The sequence below is a fragment of the Colwellia sp. E150_009 genome, assembly GCF_053543955.1.
The window spans coordinates 55761-72803 of the sequence record NZ_JBHFOM010000012.1; the positions used below are offsets into that span (position 1 = coordinate 55761).

Annotated in this window: 12 protein-coding genes and 2 pseudogenes; 6 read left to right on the plus strand and 8 right to left on the minus strand. The window is 37.4% G+C overall.

The window, feature by feature from the left end:
* The first annotated feature begins 181 nt into the window (after positions 1 to 181).
* Positions 182 to 3160, plus strand: coding sequence for a TonB-dependent receptor (locus tag ACE1OF_RS07710; RefSeq protein ID WP_448893704.1), 2979 nt, complete (start codon positions 182 to 184; stop codon positions 3158 to 3160).
* A 123-nt stretch (positions 3161 to 3283) separates the two neighbouring features.
* The gene (locus tag ACE1OF_RS07715) at positions 3284 to 4762 is read left to right on the plus strand and encodes a tryptophan halogenase family protein (protein WP_448893705.1); all 1479 of its coding nucleotides are present in this window, start codon (positions 3284 to 3286) and stop codon (positions 4760 to 4762) included.
* A 78-nt stretch (positions 4763 to 4840) separates the two neighbouring features.
* Here the strand turns inward: ACE1OF_RS07715 and ACE1OF_RS07720 are convergent.
* The 3 genes and pseudogenes from ACE1OF_RS07720 to ACE1OF_RS07730 form a co-directional block, all read right to left on the minus strand.
* Positions 4841 to 5023, minus strand: a pseudogene (locus tag ACE1OF_RS07720) (putative glycoside hydrolase); the annotation flags it as partial.
* A gap of 23 nt (positions 5024 to 5046) precedes the next feature.
* A pseudogene (locus tag ACE1OF_RS07725) lies at positions 5047 to 5343 on the minus strand (glycoside hydrolase family 3 protein); the annotation flags it as partial.
* A gap of 140 nt (positions 5344 to 5483) precedes the next feature.
* Positions 5484 to 6740, minus strand: a complete 1257-nt coding sequence (locus tag ACE1OF_RS07730; protein WP_448893706.1) for a sugar MFS transporter — start codon at positions 6738 to 6740, stop codon at positions 5484 to 5486.
* Positions 6741 to 7024: 284 nt separating this feature from the next.
* Here ACE1OF_RS07730 and ACE1OF_RS07735 point away from each other — a divergent pair, with 284 nt between their 5' ends.
* From ACE1OF_RS07735 to ACE1OF_RS07745, 3 genes are all read left to right on the plus strand, one after another.
* Complete coding sequence (locus tag ACE1OF_RS07735) at positions 7025 to 8356, plus strand: GH1 family beta-glucosidase (protein ID WP_448893707.1); 1332 nt, start codon at positions 7025 to 7027, stop codon at positions 8354 to 8356.
* 64 nt (positions 8357 to 8420) lie between these two features.
* The gene (locus ACE1OF_RS07740) at positions 8421 to 9980 is read left to right on the plus strand and encodes an MFS transporter (protein ID WP_448893708.1); all 1560 of its coding nucleotides are present in this window, start codon (positions 8421 to 8423) and stop codon (positions 9978 to 9980) included.
* A 145-nt stretch (positions 9981 to 10125) separates the two neighbouring features.
* On the plus strand, positions 10126 to 11130 hold the full coding sequence (locus ACE1OF_RS07745; protein WP_448893709.1) for a LacI family DNA-binding transcriptional regulator: 1005 nt from the start codon (positions 10126 to 10128) through the stop codon (positions 11128 to 11130).
* 14 nt (positions 11131 to 11144) lie between these two features.
* Here ACE1OF_RS07745 and ACE1OF_RS07750 read toward each other — a convergent pair whose 3' ends face one another.
* Entirely contained in the window at positions 11145 to 12095 is a 951-nt protein-coding gene (locus ACE1OF_RS07750) for a DUF808 domain-containing protein (RefSeq protein WP_448893710.1), read from the minus strand.
* A 215-nt stretch (positions 12096 to 12310) separates the two neighbouring features.
* Between ACE1OF_RS07750 and zigA the strand changes: the two genes are divergently transcribed.
* Entirely contained in the window at positions 12311 to 13516 is a 1206-nt protein-coding gene (zigA, locus tag ACE1OF_RS07755; protein WP_448893711.1) for a zinc metallochaperone GTPase ZigA, read from the plus strand.
* Between the two features lie 63 nt (positions 13517 to 13579).
* Here the strand turns inward: zigA and ACE1OF_RS07760 are convergent, their stop codons facing one another.
* From ACE1OF_RS07760 to ACE1OF_RS07775, 4 genes are all read right to left on the minus strand, one after another.
* On the minus strand, positions 13580 to 14101 hold the full coding sequence (locus tag ACE1OF_RS07760; RefSeq protein ID WP_448893712.1) for a DUF3299 domain-containing protein: 522 nt from the start codon (positions 14099 to 14101) through the stop codon (positions 13580 to 13582).
* 228 nt (positions 14102 to 14329) lie between these two features.
* On the minus strand, positions 14330 to 15973 hold the full coding sequence (groL, locus tag ACE1OF_RS07765; protein WP_448893713.1) for a chaperonin GroEL: 1644 nt from the start codon (positions 15971 to 15973) through the stop codon (positions 14330 to 14332).
* A gap of 72 nt (positions 15974 to 16045) precedes the next feature.
* Entirely contained in the window at positions 16046 to 16336 is a 291-nt protein-coding gene (locus ACE1OF_RS07770; protein WP_448893714.1) for a co-chaperone GroES, read from the minus strand.
* A gap of 114 nt (positions 16337 to 16450) precedes the next feature.
* Positions 16451 to 16999, minus strand: coding sequence for an FxsA family protein (locus ACE1OF_RS07775; RefSeq protein ID WP_448893715.1), 549 nt, complete (start codon positions 16997 to 16999; stop codon positions 16451 to 16453).
* Between the last annotated feature and the right edge of the window lie 44 nt (positions 17000 to 17043).

Genomic DNA, 17043 nt, shown 5'->3' on the forward strand with positions numbered 1-17043 from the left:
TTTCGGTCATATCGTAGAATTATAAAAATAGTTATTGACCTTCATCATTTAATACTCTAATTTAAATGTAAGCGCTTTCATTTGTTTGTATTTTAGTTCTTTAAACACGATACTAAATAATTAATGAAAGCGCTTACTACAATAGATAATTATAAAACATGTAAATTGGTGGGAGATAAACATGATTCAGAGTAAATTTATTAAAACAAAAGTAGCAACAAGCTTATCATTAATATTAGGCGCTACGGCACTACCTGCAATATCAGCAGAAGAAGTAGCCTTAGAAGAAAGTTTAGAAGTAATTACAGTTACAGGTATGCGTTCAAGTATTAAAGAGTCTACAAGATTAAAGCGTGATGCCTCAGGTGTGGTTGATGCTATATCAGCAGAAGATATTGGTAAATTTCCTGATACTAACTTAGCTGAATCTCTGCAACGTATAACGGGTGTTTCAATTGATCGAGATAACGGTGAGGGAAGTAAAGTCACTGTTCGTGGTTTTGGGCCTGATTACAACATGGTCACGTTAAACGGTCGCACTATGCCAGCATCAAGCTTACCCGCTGGTGGAGGGGTTTCAAATTCACGTGCTTTTGAGTTTTCAAATTTAGCCTCAGATGCTGTTAAATCAGTTTCTGTTTATAAAACGGGCAGAGCCAATGTTGCCACGGGTGGTATTGGTGCGGTTATTAATATTGTAACAGGTAAACCGCTAGACAACCCTGGTGTGCACGCAAGTGTTGGTGCCAAAGCAATAATGGATACCAGTAACCGTGTAGGTGATGATGTTACTCCAGAGTTATCTGGGCTACTGAGCTGGACTGATGAAGAAGAAAAATTCGGTGCTTCTTTAACGGTAAACACTCAAACAAGACATAGCTCAACTTCTGGCGCATTTGTAAATGAATGGCGAACAAGTTTATACGATGGTACGATTCCTCAAGCAGCTAGTGATATTCAGCTTTCTAACGAGCCTGAGCTAGGCCAAATCTACTCCATGCCATCAGATTTACGCTACTTTATTTCGGATCAAGAACGTGAACGCACTAATGCGCAATTAACGTTACAATTTAGACCTGTAGAAGCATTAACAGCAACGTTAGATTATACCTATTCAAAACAAGACACTTTTCAATCACGTGCTGAACAATCTATCTGGATGGACACCTACAAATCAAACTTAGGTTTTGATAGTGAGACGGCAACTACACCTGTTGACTACAATGAAGATCGAGGTGATAAAGCACCACGTGATTTAGGTTTAGCACTACAAGAGCTTAATCAGGTAAATGAAAATGACTCAATAGGTTTAAACATTAAGTATGAGGTGAATGATTATTTCACGCTAACTTTTGATGGCCATAGTTCAACTGCAGAAAGCTTACCAGATGCACCTTATGGAACTTGGGTAAATGCGGGTTTAGGTGCCAATATTGTGGCTGCTCAAAGTGTTGATTATAGTAAAGACTACCCTATAATGAATGTTGAGTTTGACGATTGTGACGAAAGAAGAGGCTTAAATTGTAACGGAGTACTTGACCAAGATGATGTCGGTACATCAATACTTGACATGAACTATTCATCACAAAAAACAGATATTGATGAGTTTCGCGTTATTGGTGCATATGAATTTGAAGAAGGCAGTATCGAGTTCGGTATTGAATCTCGTTCAATGGAAAGTCATTCTGTACAAAGTCTAACTCGTCATACTATGGGTAACTGGGGCATTGAAAACCCAGGTGAATTACCTGATAACTACTTAACCTTAGTTGACTTTACTAGTGAAATTAATGACTTTGATAAGGTCGGTGCTTTTAATCAAGGTTTCACAGGTAGTGCTTCACAAATAGGTGAGTGGGCTGCTGGTGAATACGGCTTTGATTTTGTTGCTAATGGTGCAGCGGCTACAGACCGAACCATTAAAGAAGATATTACAGCGGCATTCTTTCAACTTGATCTTTCAGGTGAATTAGGTGGGCGTCCATATAATATCTCTGCAGGCCTACGTTTTGAAAGTACAGACATTACCTCTTCAGCAAATGTTGCACTACCTAATGCTGTAGCATGGGAAGGTAACCAAGACTTTAACGTACGTTTTGGTGAGGGTATGCAAAATTTTTCAGAAAGCTCTAGTTATGACCACATCTTACCAAGCTTTGACTTTGATATTGAGGTTATTGATAACGTTGTAACGCGTTTTTCTTACAGCAAAACCATTGCTCGACCAACCTATGATCAATTAAGTGCAGCAGCAGCAGATGTGAGTGGACCTTCTGGCCCAACAACATTAGCTGGTGTTCAATTAGGTACAGCCTCAAACGGCAATCCAGCTTTAGTACCACTTGAGTCAGACAATATTGATTTATCAGCAGAATGGTATTTTGCTGATACAAGCTATGTTTCCGTAGGTTACTATGAAAAGCGTGTCAATAACTTTGCTGGACGTGAGCCAATTGTAGAAAATGTTTATGGTTTACGCGATGCAACTGCAGGCCCTCGTGCTCAAGCCGCAATAGCAGCTTTAACAGCATTAGGGGAAGAAATAACAGATACCAACTTATTTGCCATGGTTGCAGCAACGGAAAACAACGTAGATTACTACTCAATTCCTGCTGAGCAATTTGAAGTAGATTACGATGTGTTACCTAACAGTGATGATCCTTTAATGGACTTTACCGTAACGAAATTTGTAAACAATAAAGAAGCTAAAATTAACGGTTTTGAACTTGCTATACAACACTTCTTTGGGGAGTCTGGCTTTGGTTTTCAAGCTAATTATACCACTGTTTCGGGTGATGTAGGTTTTGATAATAATGCTGATCCAAAAGTAACCCAATTTGCACTTATAGGGTTAAGTGATACAGCCAACCTTGTTCTCATGTATGAAAAAGATGATTTTCAAGCGCGTGTTGCCTACAACTGGCGTGATGACTTTTTAAATTCACAAGCGAAATATATTAATGAACCAGCTTATACTGAAGCTTATGCACAAATTGACTTTAATGTGGCATATCAAGTTAATGAGCAATTATCAGTATTTTTAGAGGGCATTAATATCACAGGTGAAGACACTCGTATTCATGGCCGTACCTCTGTGCAATTATGGAATTTAGCAGACCAAGAAGCACGTTATGCTTTAGGGGCTCGTTATACTTTTTAAGTATAATTAGATAGACAACCTCCTTGATAAATGCTGTGCACACGCACAGCATTTATCATTTTACCTATAAATTCATACGCAATTAATTAGTTTCCTTAGTAAAAATACTGATAAGGGTAAATTATGAATAATAAAATACAGAATATTGTTATTGCTGGCGGTGGAACAGCTGGCTGGATGGCGGCGGCCGCTTTCTCAAAGCTACTCGGTAAAAATTTGAATATTACCTTAGTTGAATCAGATGAAATTGCCACGATAGGTGTGGGTGAAGCCACTATTCCTCCCATAAGAACATTTCATAAGTTACTCGGTATTGACGAACAAGAATTAATGCGGATTACAAATGCCACTTTTAAACTCGGAGTCGGCTTTGAAAACTGGGGGCAAGAAGGTAAAAACTACATTCACTCATTTGGCGCCACAGGAAAAGAATGCTGGGCAGGTGAATTTCATCACTTTTGGTTACATGGTTTACGCAATGGTATTAATGCTGACTTTGGTGATTATTGCTACGAACTGCAGGCCGCAAAAGCACAAAAGTTTGCCTTATCAAAGAATACACCAATCAATTATGCGTATCACCTTGATGCCACTATCTATGCTAAATATTTACGAGAATTTAGTGAAAATCTTGGCGTAACCCGCATTGAAGGTAAAATTCAACAGGTAAGCAAAGATCATAAATCAGGTAACATTAGTTCGCTTACCTTGATATCAGGACAAGTTATTGACGGCGATTTCTTTATTGATTGCACTGGGTTTAGAGGGCTTTTAATTGAGCAAGCTCTGCATACAGGGTTCGATGATTGGTCGCATTGGTTGCCTTGCGATAGTGCCATTGCAGTGCAAACCAAAACAATATCTGATCCAATTCCTTATACACGTTCAATTGCCCATAAAAATGGCTGGCAGTGGAAAATCCCTCTACAAAATCGTGTTGGTAACGGCTTAGTATTCTGCAGTAAGTATTGCAGTGACGAAGAGGCTCTTGATACGTTAACAAAAAATATTGAAGGTGACATACTGACAGAGCCTCGAGTCATTAAATTTAACACAGGTAGACGCCGTAAGGGTTGGAACAAAAATTGTGTCGCTTTAGGTTTATCTGCTGGCTTTATTGAACCACTTGAGTCAACAAGTATTCATTTAATTATGTCAGGCATTATCAGATTATTACGTTTATTCCCGTTTGATGGCATCTATCAATCAGCTATCGATGAATATAATACCAAGCTTGATTCAGAATTAAATGCCGTTCGCGATTTTATTATATTGCATTATAAAGCGACGCAGCGAGAGGACAGTGATTTTTGGTTACATTGTAAGAATATGGAAATTCCTCCTTCTCTTGCACATAAGATACAATTATTTAAAGAAACAGGACGAGTATTTTTAGACGATGGTGATATTTTCCGTGTTGATTCATGGACTCAGGTCATGCTGGGTCAAGGCATTATGCCAACACAGTACCATAAAATTGCAGATATCATGAACGAGAAAGAGCTAAATCACTTTATGAGTAGCTTAAAAGCATCTATTGCTAATGCGGTAGAAAAGCTACCAAGTCATGCCGACTTCATACAACAATATTGCAAATCATAGCTTCCGGCATGCTTTTTAATATCTGAAATTTACGCCATTATTAACTCTCAAAGGTGAGAGCTAATAATGGCGTTTCGCTCAATAAAAACAATGGCACCAACAGTTTAGTGTTGCAGAGTTCACGCTATTAGGTTTTATAACAACACCTGAAAAATCAATAATTAAAGATTCAATTGACGATAAAACAAAGGAGCTTTTTACTTTAGTAATATCTACGCCACTTTTTTCGAAACACTGTAAATCTATGTTCAACGTCTGCCATTCATCCTTTTTTAATTAAGCATTGCATGTTTATCGTGAGTAGGAAAAGAGCCAAAACCATACTTACACATATCATCAACGGTAATATCACGAATTTCAGGTTGAATCATTTGTGCTACCTTTTGTTCTAACGTCATAGTTGCAAGTAACTTTGCTATCTTGCTTTCAATGCTTGCATCCTTTTTTACCGCTATCTCGAACTTTGGCCAAACATCAATAGTAGATTGCACTCTAGAGTCACTCTCAGTTGCATTAATGCTAATCAAGGTTTGAACTGAGTTTTTGTCATAACGAACCTCATTACAGCCCAAAGTTACCATTGAGAAAGAAAAACACAATAACCCTGTATTGATTGTTTTATTGAGGCTATTTTTAGCATTTAGTTGAATTAAATGATTATATTTTATTATTTGACTTCTTATCGTTTCATTATTAACTGGAGGATTAACTAAAAATGCGGCTAGTTTTTAACTTTACTGCCTATCAAGCCGTAATAAGTGATAAATAGATAACATAAAATAGGTAAGAAAAAAGAATGCTGAATGCCAATATTGTCAGCCAAAAAACCTTGAAAAATTGGAATGATTGCACCACCGACAATCGCTAAACATAAAATCCCCGCTCCTTGACTGGTATGTTTTCCTAAGCCATTAATGGCAAGGCTAAAGATAGTTGGGAACATAATTGAATTACACAATCCCACCACTAAAATGGCAATCATAGCAACACTGCCTGAAGATAAAGTAGCCACTAAAATTAACAAGCAAGCAACTGTTGCATTAAAAGATAATAATTTACCCGCATCAACCTTCTGCATAACAACAGCACCAATAAATCGTCCAGTCATCGCGCCGCCCCAATAATATGCAATATATTTTGCAGCCTCAGATTCTGCTAAACCCGCAATGGATGGTTCAGCAAAAAAACTGACTATAAAACTACCAATAGAGACTTCAGCTCCAACATAAACAAAAATACCAATAGCCCCCAACACTAAATGGCTATACCCCCAAGCACTACCTAGATTAATCTTATTATCGTTATGATGAATATCAGTTTCCTCTATATTAGGGAGTTTTAATCTGGCAAAAATTACGGCTAGTACAACGAGCATTGCAGCTAAATATATATATGGAAGTTGTACAGCTTCAGCAGAAGCTTGAACAGACATTGACTCTGCTGCATGATTCAAAATTAAAAACGCACCGAAAAAAGGCGCAATTGTTGTTCCTAATGAATTAAATGCTTGTGTCATGGTTAAACGTGATGAAGCAGTTTTTGCTTCACCCAATATGCTGACATAAGGATTAGCAGACACTTGCAATAAAGTAATGCCGCTAGCTAGAATAAACAACGCCATTAAAAATATAGGGTAACTATGCAAAGCTGCGGCAGGATAAAAACATAAACAGCCTAGTGCCGCAATAGACAAACCAATAACAATACCTTTTTGGTAACCCAGTTTTTTGACCATAACACCAGCAGGTAAAGACACTAGAAAGTAAGCACCAAAAAAACAAAATTGCACTAACATGGCTTGACTGTACGATAAATCAAACACACCTTTTAAATGAGGAATTAATATATCATTTAAACAAGTAATAAAACCCCACATAAAAAACAATGACGTTAAAGACGTCAATGCAAAACGGTAATTCCCCTGCGCTTGATTATTTGCTAATCGCTCGATGGTGCCTGAACTTGAATGTATTGCCATATGAGCCTCTTTACGTTTATTTTATTACTAATTTAATACGCTATACCTACATGCTTGATTAATCAGCACAGCTTAGTAGCTATTTATGCCCCATAGCAGCGAATTAAAACAGCTGAAATGAAAAACTGATGAAATTAGTTGACCTAGGTTAGAGAAAACACTAACCTTAACAATGTAAGCGCTTACATATCTATATTAAAGACTATCTTACCTCTTTAATCAACATTTATTGAAAGCGCTTTTAATAAATAATTAAAACAAGTTTTAAGTAATAGGTATATTCAATGACAGCCAAACTTTCTTTGCCCCAAAACTCTACTATGCTAAAAGATAATTTCATTTATGGCGTCGCCACTGCCTCATTTCAAATTGAAGGTGGGGCAAAAACTAGATTACCCTGCATTTGGGACACTTTTTGTAATACTCCGAATAAAGTTGTTGATGGCTCCCATGGATTAATTGCCTGTGATCACTATCATTTATGGAAAGAAGATATTGCATTAATCGAATCATTAGGTGTTGATGCTTATCGTTTATCTATTTCATGGCCAAGAGTTATGACACAATCAGGAACCCTGAATCCTGATGGCGTTAACTTTTACATCAACATTCTTGATGAACTAAAAAGCAAAAACATTAAAGCTTTTGTCACCCTGTATCACTGGGATCTTCCCCAACACTTAGAAGATAAAGGTGGCTGGTTAAACAGAGAAACTGCCTACAAATTCCAAGACTACGTAAACCTAATCACCCAAGCTTTTGGTAATCGTGTATACTCTTATGCAACACTAAATGAACCCTTTTGCAGCTCATTTTTAGGGTATGAAATAGGTATTCATGCCCCTGGAAAAGTTGGGGAAGAATATGGCAGAAAAGCAGCTCATCACCTATTACTCGCCCATGGTTTAGCAATGAAAGTACTTGCAAAAAATAGCCCTAATACTAAAAATGGCATAGTACTAAACTTCACACCTTGCTATCCTTCATCAGATTCACCAGCAGACAAAGTTGCTAGCGATTTTGCAGATAATTATTTTAACCAATGGTATATTAAGCCAATTTTTGACGGCGCCTACCCTAACATATTAGCTCAATTACCTGCAGAACATCACCCTGAAATACAAGAGGGTGATATGGAAATAATATCCCACCCCATTGATTTTTTAGGTATTAATTTTTACACTCGAGCCATCTACAAAGCAGATAGTGAAGCCCGATTTGTTCAAATCCCCCCCCCTGAACCACGTACAGATATTGGCTGGGAAATATACCCTAAAGCTTTCAGTGAATTACTTGTTTCATTAAATGAAAAATATACATTACCCCCTATTTATATTACCGAAAATGGTGCTGCAACCGACGACAAACTTATTGATGGTGTTGTTAATGACAATGTTCGCATAGAATATTATCAACAGCACCTTAATGCCGTTAATGACGCAATAGAACAAGGCGTTAATATAAAAGGCTATTTTGCTTGGAGTTTAATGGACAACTTTGAATGGGCGGAAGGTTATTTAAAACGCTTCGGTATTGTTTATGTTGATTATGAAAGCCAAGTTAGAACAATAAAAAATAGTGGCCACGCCTATAAAGCATTAATTAGCAATCGATAGCATTAGCCGATAATACAGTTAAATAACGAAGATTTTAATATCAAAAATTAAGATGGGAAACACAATGAATAAACTACCTTTTTATGAAAAAGTGGGGTATGCCATGGGGGATGCTGCCGCCAATTTAGTATGGCGCGGTGCCTTAGCTTATTTAGCTGTTTTTTATACTGATACTTTTGGTTTAACTGCAGCTGCCGCCGCCATGCTGTTTTTAGTGGTACGTTTATCTGATGGTGTTACCGATATAATCATGGGAATGATAGCTGATAGAACCAATACACCTTGGGGTAAGTTTCGTCCTTGGGTTCTATGGTCAACCCCTTTTTTAGCGCTGTTTATGGTACTTTGTTTTACAACGCCTGAACTTAGTTACAGCAGTAAACTCGTCTACGCTTATATTACTTACATAGGTTTAACACTCGCATACACTCTAAATAATGTACCTTACTCGGCTTTAATGGGAGTTATAACCCCTTGTGACACTGAGCGTACTAGCTTATCTGGTTTTCGTTTTGCTGGTGCATTTGCAGGAGGTTTGTTGGTTATGGGTTTTTTACCCGACCTAGTTGCCTACTTTGGCCAAGGTGATGATGCTCAAGGCTACCAGTACACTATGTATCTCTTTGCTGCTTTGCTCACAGTGCTAATGTTAATTACTTTCTTCACAACAAAAGAACGCGTTATTCCAACAATTGATGAAACAACCACATTGAAGTCAGATCTAATCGATTTGAGTAAAAATTTGCCCTTTATTATTTTACCTTTGCTAGCTGCCACCTTGTTTTTCTATTACCGCAATTTATATAGTGGGCTATTTTTCTTTGCCATAGCATTTTTTATGTGGCTACTTATCAAACGATTAACAAATACAGCAACGAATCAAGAAAGTAATCAAAAAAACAATGGCATTAGTGGTACTCAACAAGACATGCTGGACTTACTTACTAATAAACCTTGGTTAATACTATTGGGCATGGGTTTTTTAACCATGATGTTCAATGGTATAAAATATGGTGTTATCGCTTATTATTTTAAATACCAAGTAGGTGATGAGCTAATGGCAGGTAAATATTTTATCGCTTTACTATTAGTGTCAATTTTGGGTGCATTATGCACGGGATATTTATCTAAAAAAATGGGAAAACCAAACCTATTTATTGTCTCGTTATTATGTAGCGGCTTATTAACTGTCGGTTTTTATTGGGTTCCGTCTGGAAACATTCCAGCTATTTTTATTTTAGGTTGCTCTGCTGAATTTTTTGCCGCTATGATGCCAACTTTATTCTTTAGCATGCTAGGAGATTCTGCAGATTATTCAGAATGGAAAAATGGTCGACGAGCGACTGGCTTGATATATTCGGCTGGCACTTTTGTTCAAAAAACGGGAGGTGGTTTTGCAGGTGCGCTTGTTTTAGTTGTACTAGCCAATTACGGTTATAACGGTATGGATAAAAGTACCATTGAAGGTGCGTTACCAGGCATGCAACTACTCATGAGTTGGATCCCTGCTGCCTTTGCCTTTGCTGGTGCAACACTCATGGTATTTTATCCTCTGTCGAGCCATAAAAATCAACAAATTAGTAACGCTTTAAACCAAAGACGTACACCAATAGGTGGAAATTAACCCACTATTGAATAATATCATTTAGTTTTCATACTATCGATAATCAACTAGTTTAGTAAAACTAAATTATGATAAAATGATGGTTTGTCTGACGTTATAATCTATTCAAATAATGGGATAACGGCTCGCACACTACAGGATAAATATGGCAACAATTTATGAGGTATCAAGTTTGGCTGGTGTTTCACTAGCAACCGTTTCACGCGTTATTAACAACAATGCGCGTGTTAGTGACAAAACACGTCAAAAAGTTGAAAAAGCCATGGATGAACTAGGCTACCGTCCTAACTCAATCGCGCAGTCATTAGCTTCAAATTGTACAAATAGTGTTGGTATTTTAGTTTCTGAATTACATGGTCCTTTCTTCGGTCAAATGATGGCTGGTATTGAAGCTGAGTTAAGAGCTGCAGGAAAACACGTTATTATTACCCCTGGGCATAGTGAAGAAGATAAAGAAAAAGAAGGCATTGATTTTCTAATCTCTCGTAATTGTGATGCTTTAATAATACATGTTGAAGGTTTAACTGATGAGTATTTGATTGAGTTAAGTAAAGGTAAAACGCCTATTTACTTTATGAGCCGAATAATTCCAGCCTTAAAAGAAAATTGTATTTATCTTGATAATGAACTAGGTGGCTATCTTGCAACAAAAGCCCTTATTGAGCATGGACATACCAATATAGCCTATATTGGTGGCCCTCAATTTAAACCTGATTCACAAAACAGATTAACAGGACACAAACGGGCATTATCTGAGTACAAAATACCTTTCAATGATGCCCTCTATTTTGAAGGTGACTTTAAAGAAACAGGTGGTAAAAAAGGCTTTAAATACTTCTTAAATAAAAAAATTCATTTTACTGCACTCGTATGTGCCAACGATGAAATGGCATCAGGAGCAATGACTTATGCCCGTGAGCATGATTTTTCATTGCCTGAAGATCTATCAACAATAGGCTTTGATAACATTATTTTTTCTCGTCATATCTACCCTAAACTAACCACGATAAATAACCCAGTTGACGAAATGGGGAAAATGGCAGCCAAATTGGTATTAAAAAATGTTTATCGTCATGAAGATTTGATTATTAATCACTCTTTTGATCCTGCGCTTATCGAACGAGACTCTATTGCTTATTTAGCAAAGTAATCACTAAACATAGATTATCTAGATGATTTAATTGAATACTTCTTAATAATAAGCTCAATAAATACTAATAATGCCCCCAAGGTAAAACCAACGACAAGATCGATAGAAAGTGGGGTAATAGCCGTGAGAATATTGCCAATAACAGGTGCCTCTGCCGTAAATTCAGAGGCCATTGTAATAAAATCATGTAGGCTGTGCACACCATGAGTAATTAATGAACCACCGACCAACCACATAGCTACGGTACCAGCAACAGCAAGAAACTTCATTAGTTTAGGGGCAAAACCAATCATAAATTGACCTAAACCACGCTTAAACTTACCCCCTACTGATAAGGACTTATCTTTTATAAGCGCTAAACCGCCATCGTCAATTTTCACTATACCTGCAACTAAACCATACACTCCAACAGTCATAACAACAGCAATAAAAGCTAATACAGGAATTTGCGTTGTGATTTCCTTATCTGAAATAGTGCCTAGCGCAATAATAATGATTTCTGCCGATAAAATAAAATCAGTTCTAATTGCCCCGTTTATCTTGTCTTTTTCAAATTGCTGTAAATCAACCGTAGGATCTTGTAATGCTGATTTCAACAGCTGTTTATGATGCTCAACCGCCGCTTTATCAGTAAAGTTATGCCACACTTTCTCAAAACCTTCATAACACAAATAAGCCCCTCCAAGCATGAGTAATGGCATAATGACAATTGGTAGAAAATAACTAAGTAATAAAGCAATAGGCACCAAAATAGCTTTATTTATCATTGAACCTTTAAAAACGGCCCATACAACGGGTAGCTCTCTATCGGCACGTATACCTCCCGAGAGCTGCTCTGCATTGACCGCAAGATCATCACCGAGAACACCCGCTGTTTTTTTTGCTGCAACTTTCGATAACACCGCTATATCATCAAGTAACATCGCAATATCATCGAGTAAGGTAAGTAAACTAGCACCAGCCATAATGAGCCTTTAATAAAAAATTAGTAACAGTATCATCATATTTTTCTCGATATTATTCAATAACCTTTGTCATTCAAATAATACATTTCAAAACAGGCACTAAGAAAACCTCTATAAAATGAAATTTTATTCAACTTTTATTATGTGTAGTAGCACACAATGTTGTTATGTTATAACATAACAACATTGTCAGATTGAAATAGTGAATACATAGCATGGTTATGCAAAAATTACCTGTCACGGTACTATCGGGCTTTTTAGGCGCAGGAAAAACAACTGTCTTAAGTCATATCCTTAACAACCGCCAGGGGCAAAAAGTCGCTGTCATTGTTAATGACATGAGCGAATTAAATATTGATGCTTCATTGGTAAAAAGTGAAGTATCCCTCAACCGCAGTGATGAAAAGCTAGTTGAAATGAGTAATGGCTGTATATGTTGCACGTTACGTGAAGATCTCTTACTGGAAGTAAATAAGCTAGCAAAAGAGGGGCGATTTGATTACCTCGTCATTGAATCTACAGGAATTTCTGAGCCTTTACCTGTGGCTGAAACGTTCACATTCGCTGATGAGAATGGCATTTCATTATCAGATATTGCCACGTTAGATACGATGGTAACTGTTGTTGATGCAGTAAATTTCTTGAAAGATTACGATGAAGCACAATATTTACAAGACGCAGGCGAGTCACTTGGTGATGAAGATGAACGTAGCGTAGCAGATTTATTAATAGACCAAGTAGAATTTGCAGATGTACTCCTTATTAGTAAAACAGATTTAGTTAAAGCCGCCGATATAGAGCGACTTAACGCTATTCTTAAAGTACTTAATACACACGCTAAAATTATTCCTATATCGTCAGGTAAAGTAGATATTAATTCAGTATTAAATACAGGGTTATTTAATTTTGAACGTGCACAGCAAGCGCCAGGCTGGCTTAAAGAGATGCGAGGTGAACATATACCTGAAACTGAAGAATATGGTATTGGCAGCTTTAATTACGTTGCACGCAGACCTTTTAACCCTGAAAAGTTTTATCAGTTTCTTCATAACACGGAACAATTTGGTAAACTGATTCGATCAAAAGGTTATTTTTGGTTAGCGTCTCGTCCTCAATTTTGCGGTCAATGGAGCCAAGCGGGCGGAATAGCACATTACGGTTTTGCGGGGATGTTTTGGAAATCTATTCCTAAAGATAACTGGCCGACTGATCAAGCTTCTCTTGATGAAATAAATAAACAATGGGTTGAGCCTTTCGGCGATATGCGTCAAGAACTCGTGTTTATTGGTCAACAACTCGACAAAAAACGAATGACGATGGCACTAGATCAATGCTTGCTCTGTGAAGATGATCTATTAAGAGGAAAAAGCCACTGGGCAACCTTAAAGGATCCTTTTCCTGCATGGGAGGAAAACGCATGAGTACGTCCACTGTGGATGATATTGCTATCAATAAAAAAACAAAATGTTTCCGAGGTAACGACTCTACGTTCCATTGAAGGAACAACGCCAGATATTTTGAAAAACATTTATACCAGAAAGCACCAACGAAGTACTCTGTGGTGCTTTTGGTGATTCCAACAGTATGCTGCCGTTGCCATCATTCTCAACAAGCGATGTTTTGATAATACCCGACACCCAATAGGGATCATAGAGTGATTCAAGCTTTACCCCCTTAGCGTAATTCACGAAAATAGTTTGATTTGGCGGCGGCGGAGGTAAATGAATACAAGCCCCATAATACGGCACCATAAAAAACTGAATAACTTTTTGTTCATCGTCAAATTCAAGGGGAACAATAAAGGCTGGAATGCGTATTGGTGCATTATTAACTATTGATGTAACACGGGTAGATATCAGCGCTTGTTGATATCGATCCTCATCTACTTGGTTAATTTCATTTTTAAATTTATTACTAAGTTCATCTTCAGCAGAGCCATCAACAATTTTATCAAGATAACTAGATGGATTTAACAACACATCTAAGATTTCTTTTGCACTAAACACTCTTACATAACCTACGAATATCACACTATTCTTTTCAACGTTAATCAGTATTCTCGCCTGAAAACAAAAAACCTGCCGAAGCAGGTTTTTATATTTAAGCGTTAAGTAGCAAATACCATTTATGCGCAGAGTAAATTGTTTAATTCAAGGCGCTTTATTTACGACGTTTAGTGTTTCTTAAACGAGTAATAAAGTAACGATGAAGTAGACGATTTAATCAAGCATAAATTACATCATACCGCCCATGCCACCCATACCGCCCATATCAGGCATAGCAGGAGCAGGTGATTCTTTAACTGGCAGATCTGTAATCATACATTCAGTTGTTAACATTAAGCCCGCAACAGACGCTGCAAATTGTAATGCTGAACGTGTTACTTTAGTTGGATCAAGAATACCCATTTCTAACATATCACCAAAAGTACTGTTACCCGCATTGTAACCATAGTTACCTTTACCGTTACGTACTTCATTTAGTACAACAGAAGCTTCATCACCCGAGTTAGTAGCAATTTGACGTAATGGAGCAGACATTGCTCGAATGGCAACATTAATACCGTGTGTTTGATCTTCGTTGATACCTTCAAGATCTTTGATTGCTTCAGCAGCGCGTACTAAAGCTACACCACCACCTGCTACAACGCCTTCTTCTACAGCCGCGCGTGTTGCATGCAATGCATCTTCTACGCGTGCTTTTTTCTCTTTCATTTCAACTTCTGTAGCAGCACCAACTTTAATTACCGCAACACCGCCTGCCAGTTTAGCTAAACGCTCTTGCAGCTTTTCTGTATCGTAATCTGACGAAGACTCTTCAATTTGACCACGAATTTGTGCAACACGTGCTTGAATATCGGCTTCTTCACCAATACCGTCAATAATAGTCGTTGTATCTTTTGAAATAATGACACGTTTGGCTTGACCTAAATCTTCTAACGTTGCTTTTTCAAGCTCCATACCAATTTCTTCAGAAATTACAGTACCAGCAGTTAAGGTTGCAACATCTTGCAGCATTGCTTTACGACGATCACCAAAACCAGGTGCTTTAACAGCCGCAACTTTTACGATACCGCGCATATTGTTAACAACTAATGTAGCTAACGCTTCGCCTTCAACATCTTCAGCAATAATTAACAGTGGTTTACCCGCTTTAGCCACGCCTTCTAATGTTGTTAATAATTCACGGATATTAGAGATTTTTTTATCAACTAAAAGGATAAAAGGGTTTTCTAATTCAACTGTGCCATTTTCTTGGCTATTGATAAAATAAGGAGATAAATAACCACGGTCGAATTGCATACCTTCAACAACATCTAATTCATCAATTAAAGCTTGTCCTTCTTCAACGGTAATAACCCCTTCAGTGCCCACTTTATCCATTGCTGTTGCAATGATTTTACCTACAGTTTCATCAGAGTTAGCTGAGATTGTTCCCACTTGCTCAATCGCTTTGTTATCAGTAACAGGTGAAGATGATTCTTTTAACGCAGCCACAGCAGCAATTACTGCTTTGTCTATACCACGTTTAAGATCCATTGGGTTCATACCCGCAGCAATAGATTTTAAGCCTTCATTAACAATAGCTTGCGCTAAAACCGTGGCAGTTGTTGTACCGTCACCTGCTTCATCATTGGCTTTAGAAGCAACTTCTTTCACCATTTGTGCGCCCATGTTTTCAAATTTATCTTCTAATTCAATTTCTTTCGCAACACTAACGCCATCTTTAGTGATTGTTGGACCACCAAAAGATTTGTCTAAAACAACGTTACGTCCTTTAGGTCCTAAGGTCACTTTTACAGCATCAGCTAATACGTTAACGCCTTTAAGCATTTTTACTCGAGCGTCGTTACCAAATAATACGTCTTTTGCAGCCATTATATTTTTCCTATTTTGTTAAATTGTGATGGAGCTATGCTCAACATCAAATAAAATATTAAATTCTTGAGATTACTCTACAATTGCTAAGATGTCAGACTCACTTAAAATAAGTACTTCTTCGCCATCAATTTTCTCTGTTTTAACGCCGTAGCCTTCAGAAAAAATGACTTGGTCACCCACTTTCACGTCTAATGCGCGCACTTCACCATTTTCTAAGATGCGACCATTACCAACGGCAATGACTTCACCACGTGTTGATTTTTCTGCAGCGCTACCAGTTAGCACAATGCCACCAGCTGATTTAGATTCAACTTCTTTACGTTTTACAATAACGCGATCATGTAATGGACGAATACTCATATATTTTCTCCTGAGAGTTATTAGTGATAACAAATATGTTTGTGTGTAATTAAATGGGGTTAAAAAAACACTTCACAAGTCTTTAATGTGTTTTTTTGATGATTTACTTTGTGATTAATCTTTTCGCTTAAAATCACCTTCAATGGTTTCACCTTGATGGTGATTTTCATGAGAAATCTCTTTGTTATGATGAAAAGCACTATTTTTGTCAATATAGTCATCTACCTCATGTTCATAAACGTGACCATTTTCTTGCGTAAATGTAGATGAATGAAAATGCGCACTTGCGCCAAAAGCATTACCTTGGCTGGTTTTTATATGTTTTTGTACTGACTGCGCTAAGGTATGACGTACAGCGGGTACAAGCAACAATAATCCGAAAATATCCGTAACAAAGCCCGGCGTAACTAACAAGACTCCCGCTACTAATAGCATTAACCCTGTTACAATTTCACTTGAGGGCATTTCTCCTTGTGCCATCTTAGTTTGTACTGACTGTAACGTAGCTATACCTTGTTGACGCACATATTTAGCCCCCAACCAAGCACTCACAATAACAATAGCAATGGTTGGCCAAGCACCAATCAGCTCTCCAACTTGCATTAATACAGTGATTTCAATAATGGGGATGATAACAAATAGTGCAAATAATAGGCGAAACATAAATACTCCTGTTTTCTTTGTAAGATATATTGGGCTTAACAGGT

What these genes read in the sequence shown, in the direction of transcription:
- ACE1OF_RS07745 (WP_448893709.1), top strand. Translation starts at nt 10,126, where the DNA reads ATGGCAACAATTTATGAGGTATCAAGTTTGGCTGGTGTTTCACTAGCA.
- ACE1OF_RS07750 (WP_448893710.1), bottom strand. Translation starts at nt 12,095, where the DNA reads ATGGCTGGTGCTAGTTTACTTACCTTACTCGATGATATTGCGATGTTA.
- ACE1OF_RS07710 (WP_448893704.1), top strand. Translation starts at nt 182, where the DNA reads ATGATTCAGAGTAAATTTATTAAAACAAAAGTAGCAACAAGCTTATCA.
- ACE1OF_RS07715 (WP_448893705.1), top strand. Translation starts at nt 3,284, where the DNA reads ATGAATAATAAAATACAGAATATTGTTATTGCTGGCGGTGGAACAGCT.
- ACE1OF_RS07775 (WP_448893715.1), bottom strand. Translation starts at nt 16,999, where the DNA reads ATGTTTCGCCTATTATTTGCACTATTTGTTATCATCCCCATTATTGAA.
- ACE1OF_RS07735 (WP_448893707.1), top strand. Translation starts at nt 7,025, where the DNA reads ATGACAGCCAAACTTTCTTTGCCCCAAAACTCTACTATGCTAAAAGAT.
- zigA (WP_448893711.1), top strand. Translation starts at nt 12,311, where the DNA reads ATGGTTATGCAAAAATTACCTGTCACGGTACTATCGGGCTTTTTAGGC.
- ACE1OF_RS07730 (WP_448893706.1), bottom strand. Translation starts at nt 6,740, where the DNA reads ATGGCAATACATTCAAGTTCAGGCACCATCGAGCGATTAGCAAATAAT.
- ACE1OF_RS07770 (WP_448893714.1), bottom strand. Translation starts at nt 16,336, where the DNA reads ATGAGTATTCGTCCATTACATGATCGCGTTATTGTAAAACGTAAAGAA.
- groL (WP_448893713.1), bottom strand. Translation starts at nt 15,973, where the DNA reads ATGGCTGCAAAAGACGTATTATTTGGTAACGACGCTCGAGTAAAAATG.
- ACE1OF_RS07740 (WP_448893708.1), top strand. Translation starts at nt 8,421, where the DNA reads ATGAATAAACTACCTTTTTATGAAAAAGTGGGGTATGCCATGGGGGAT.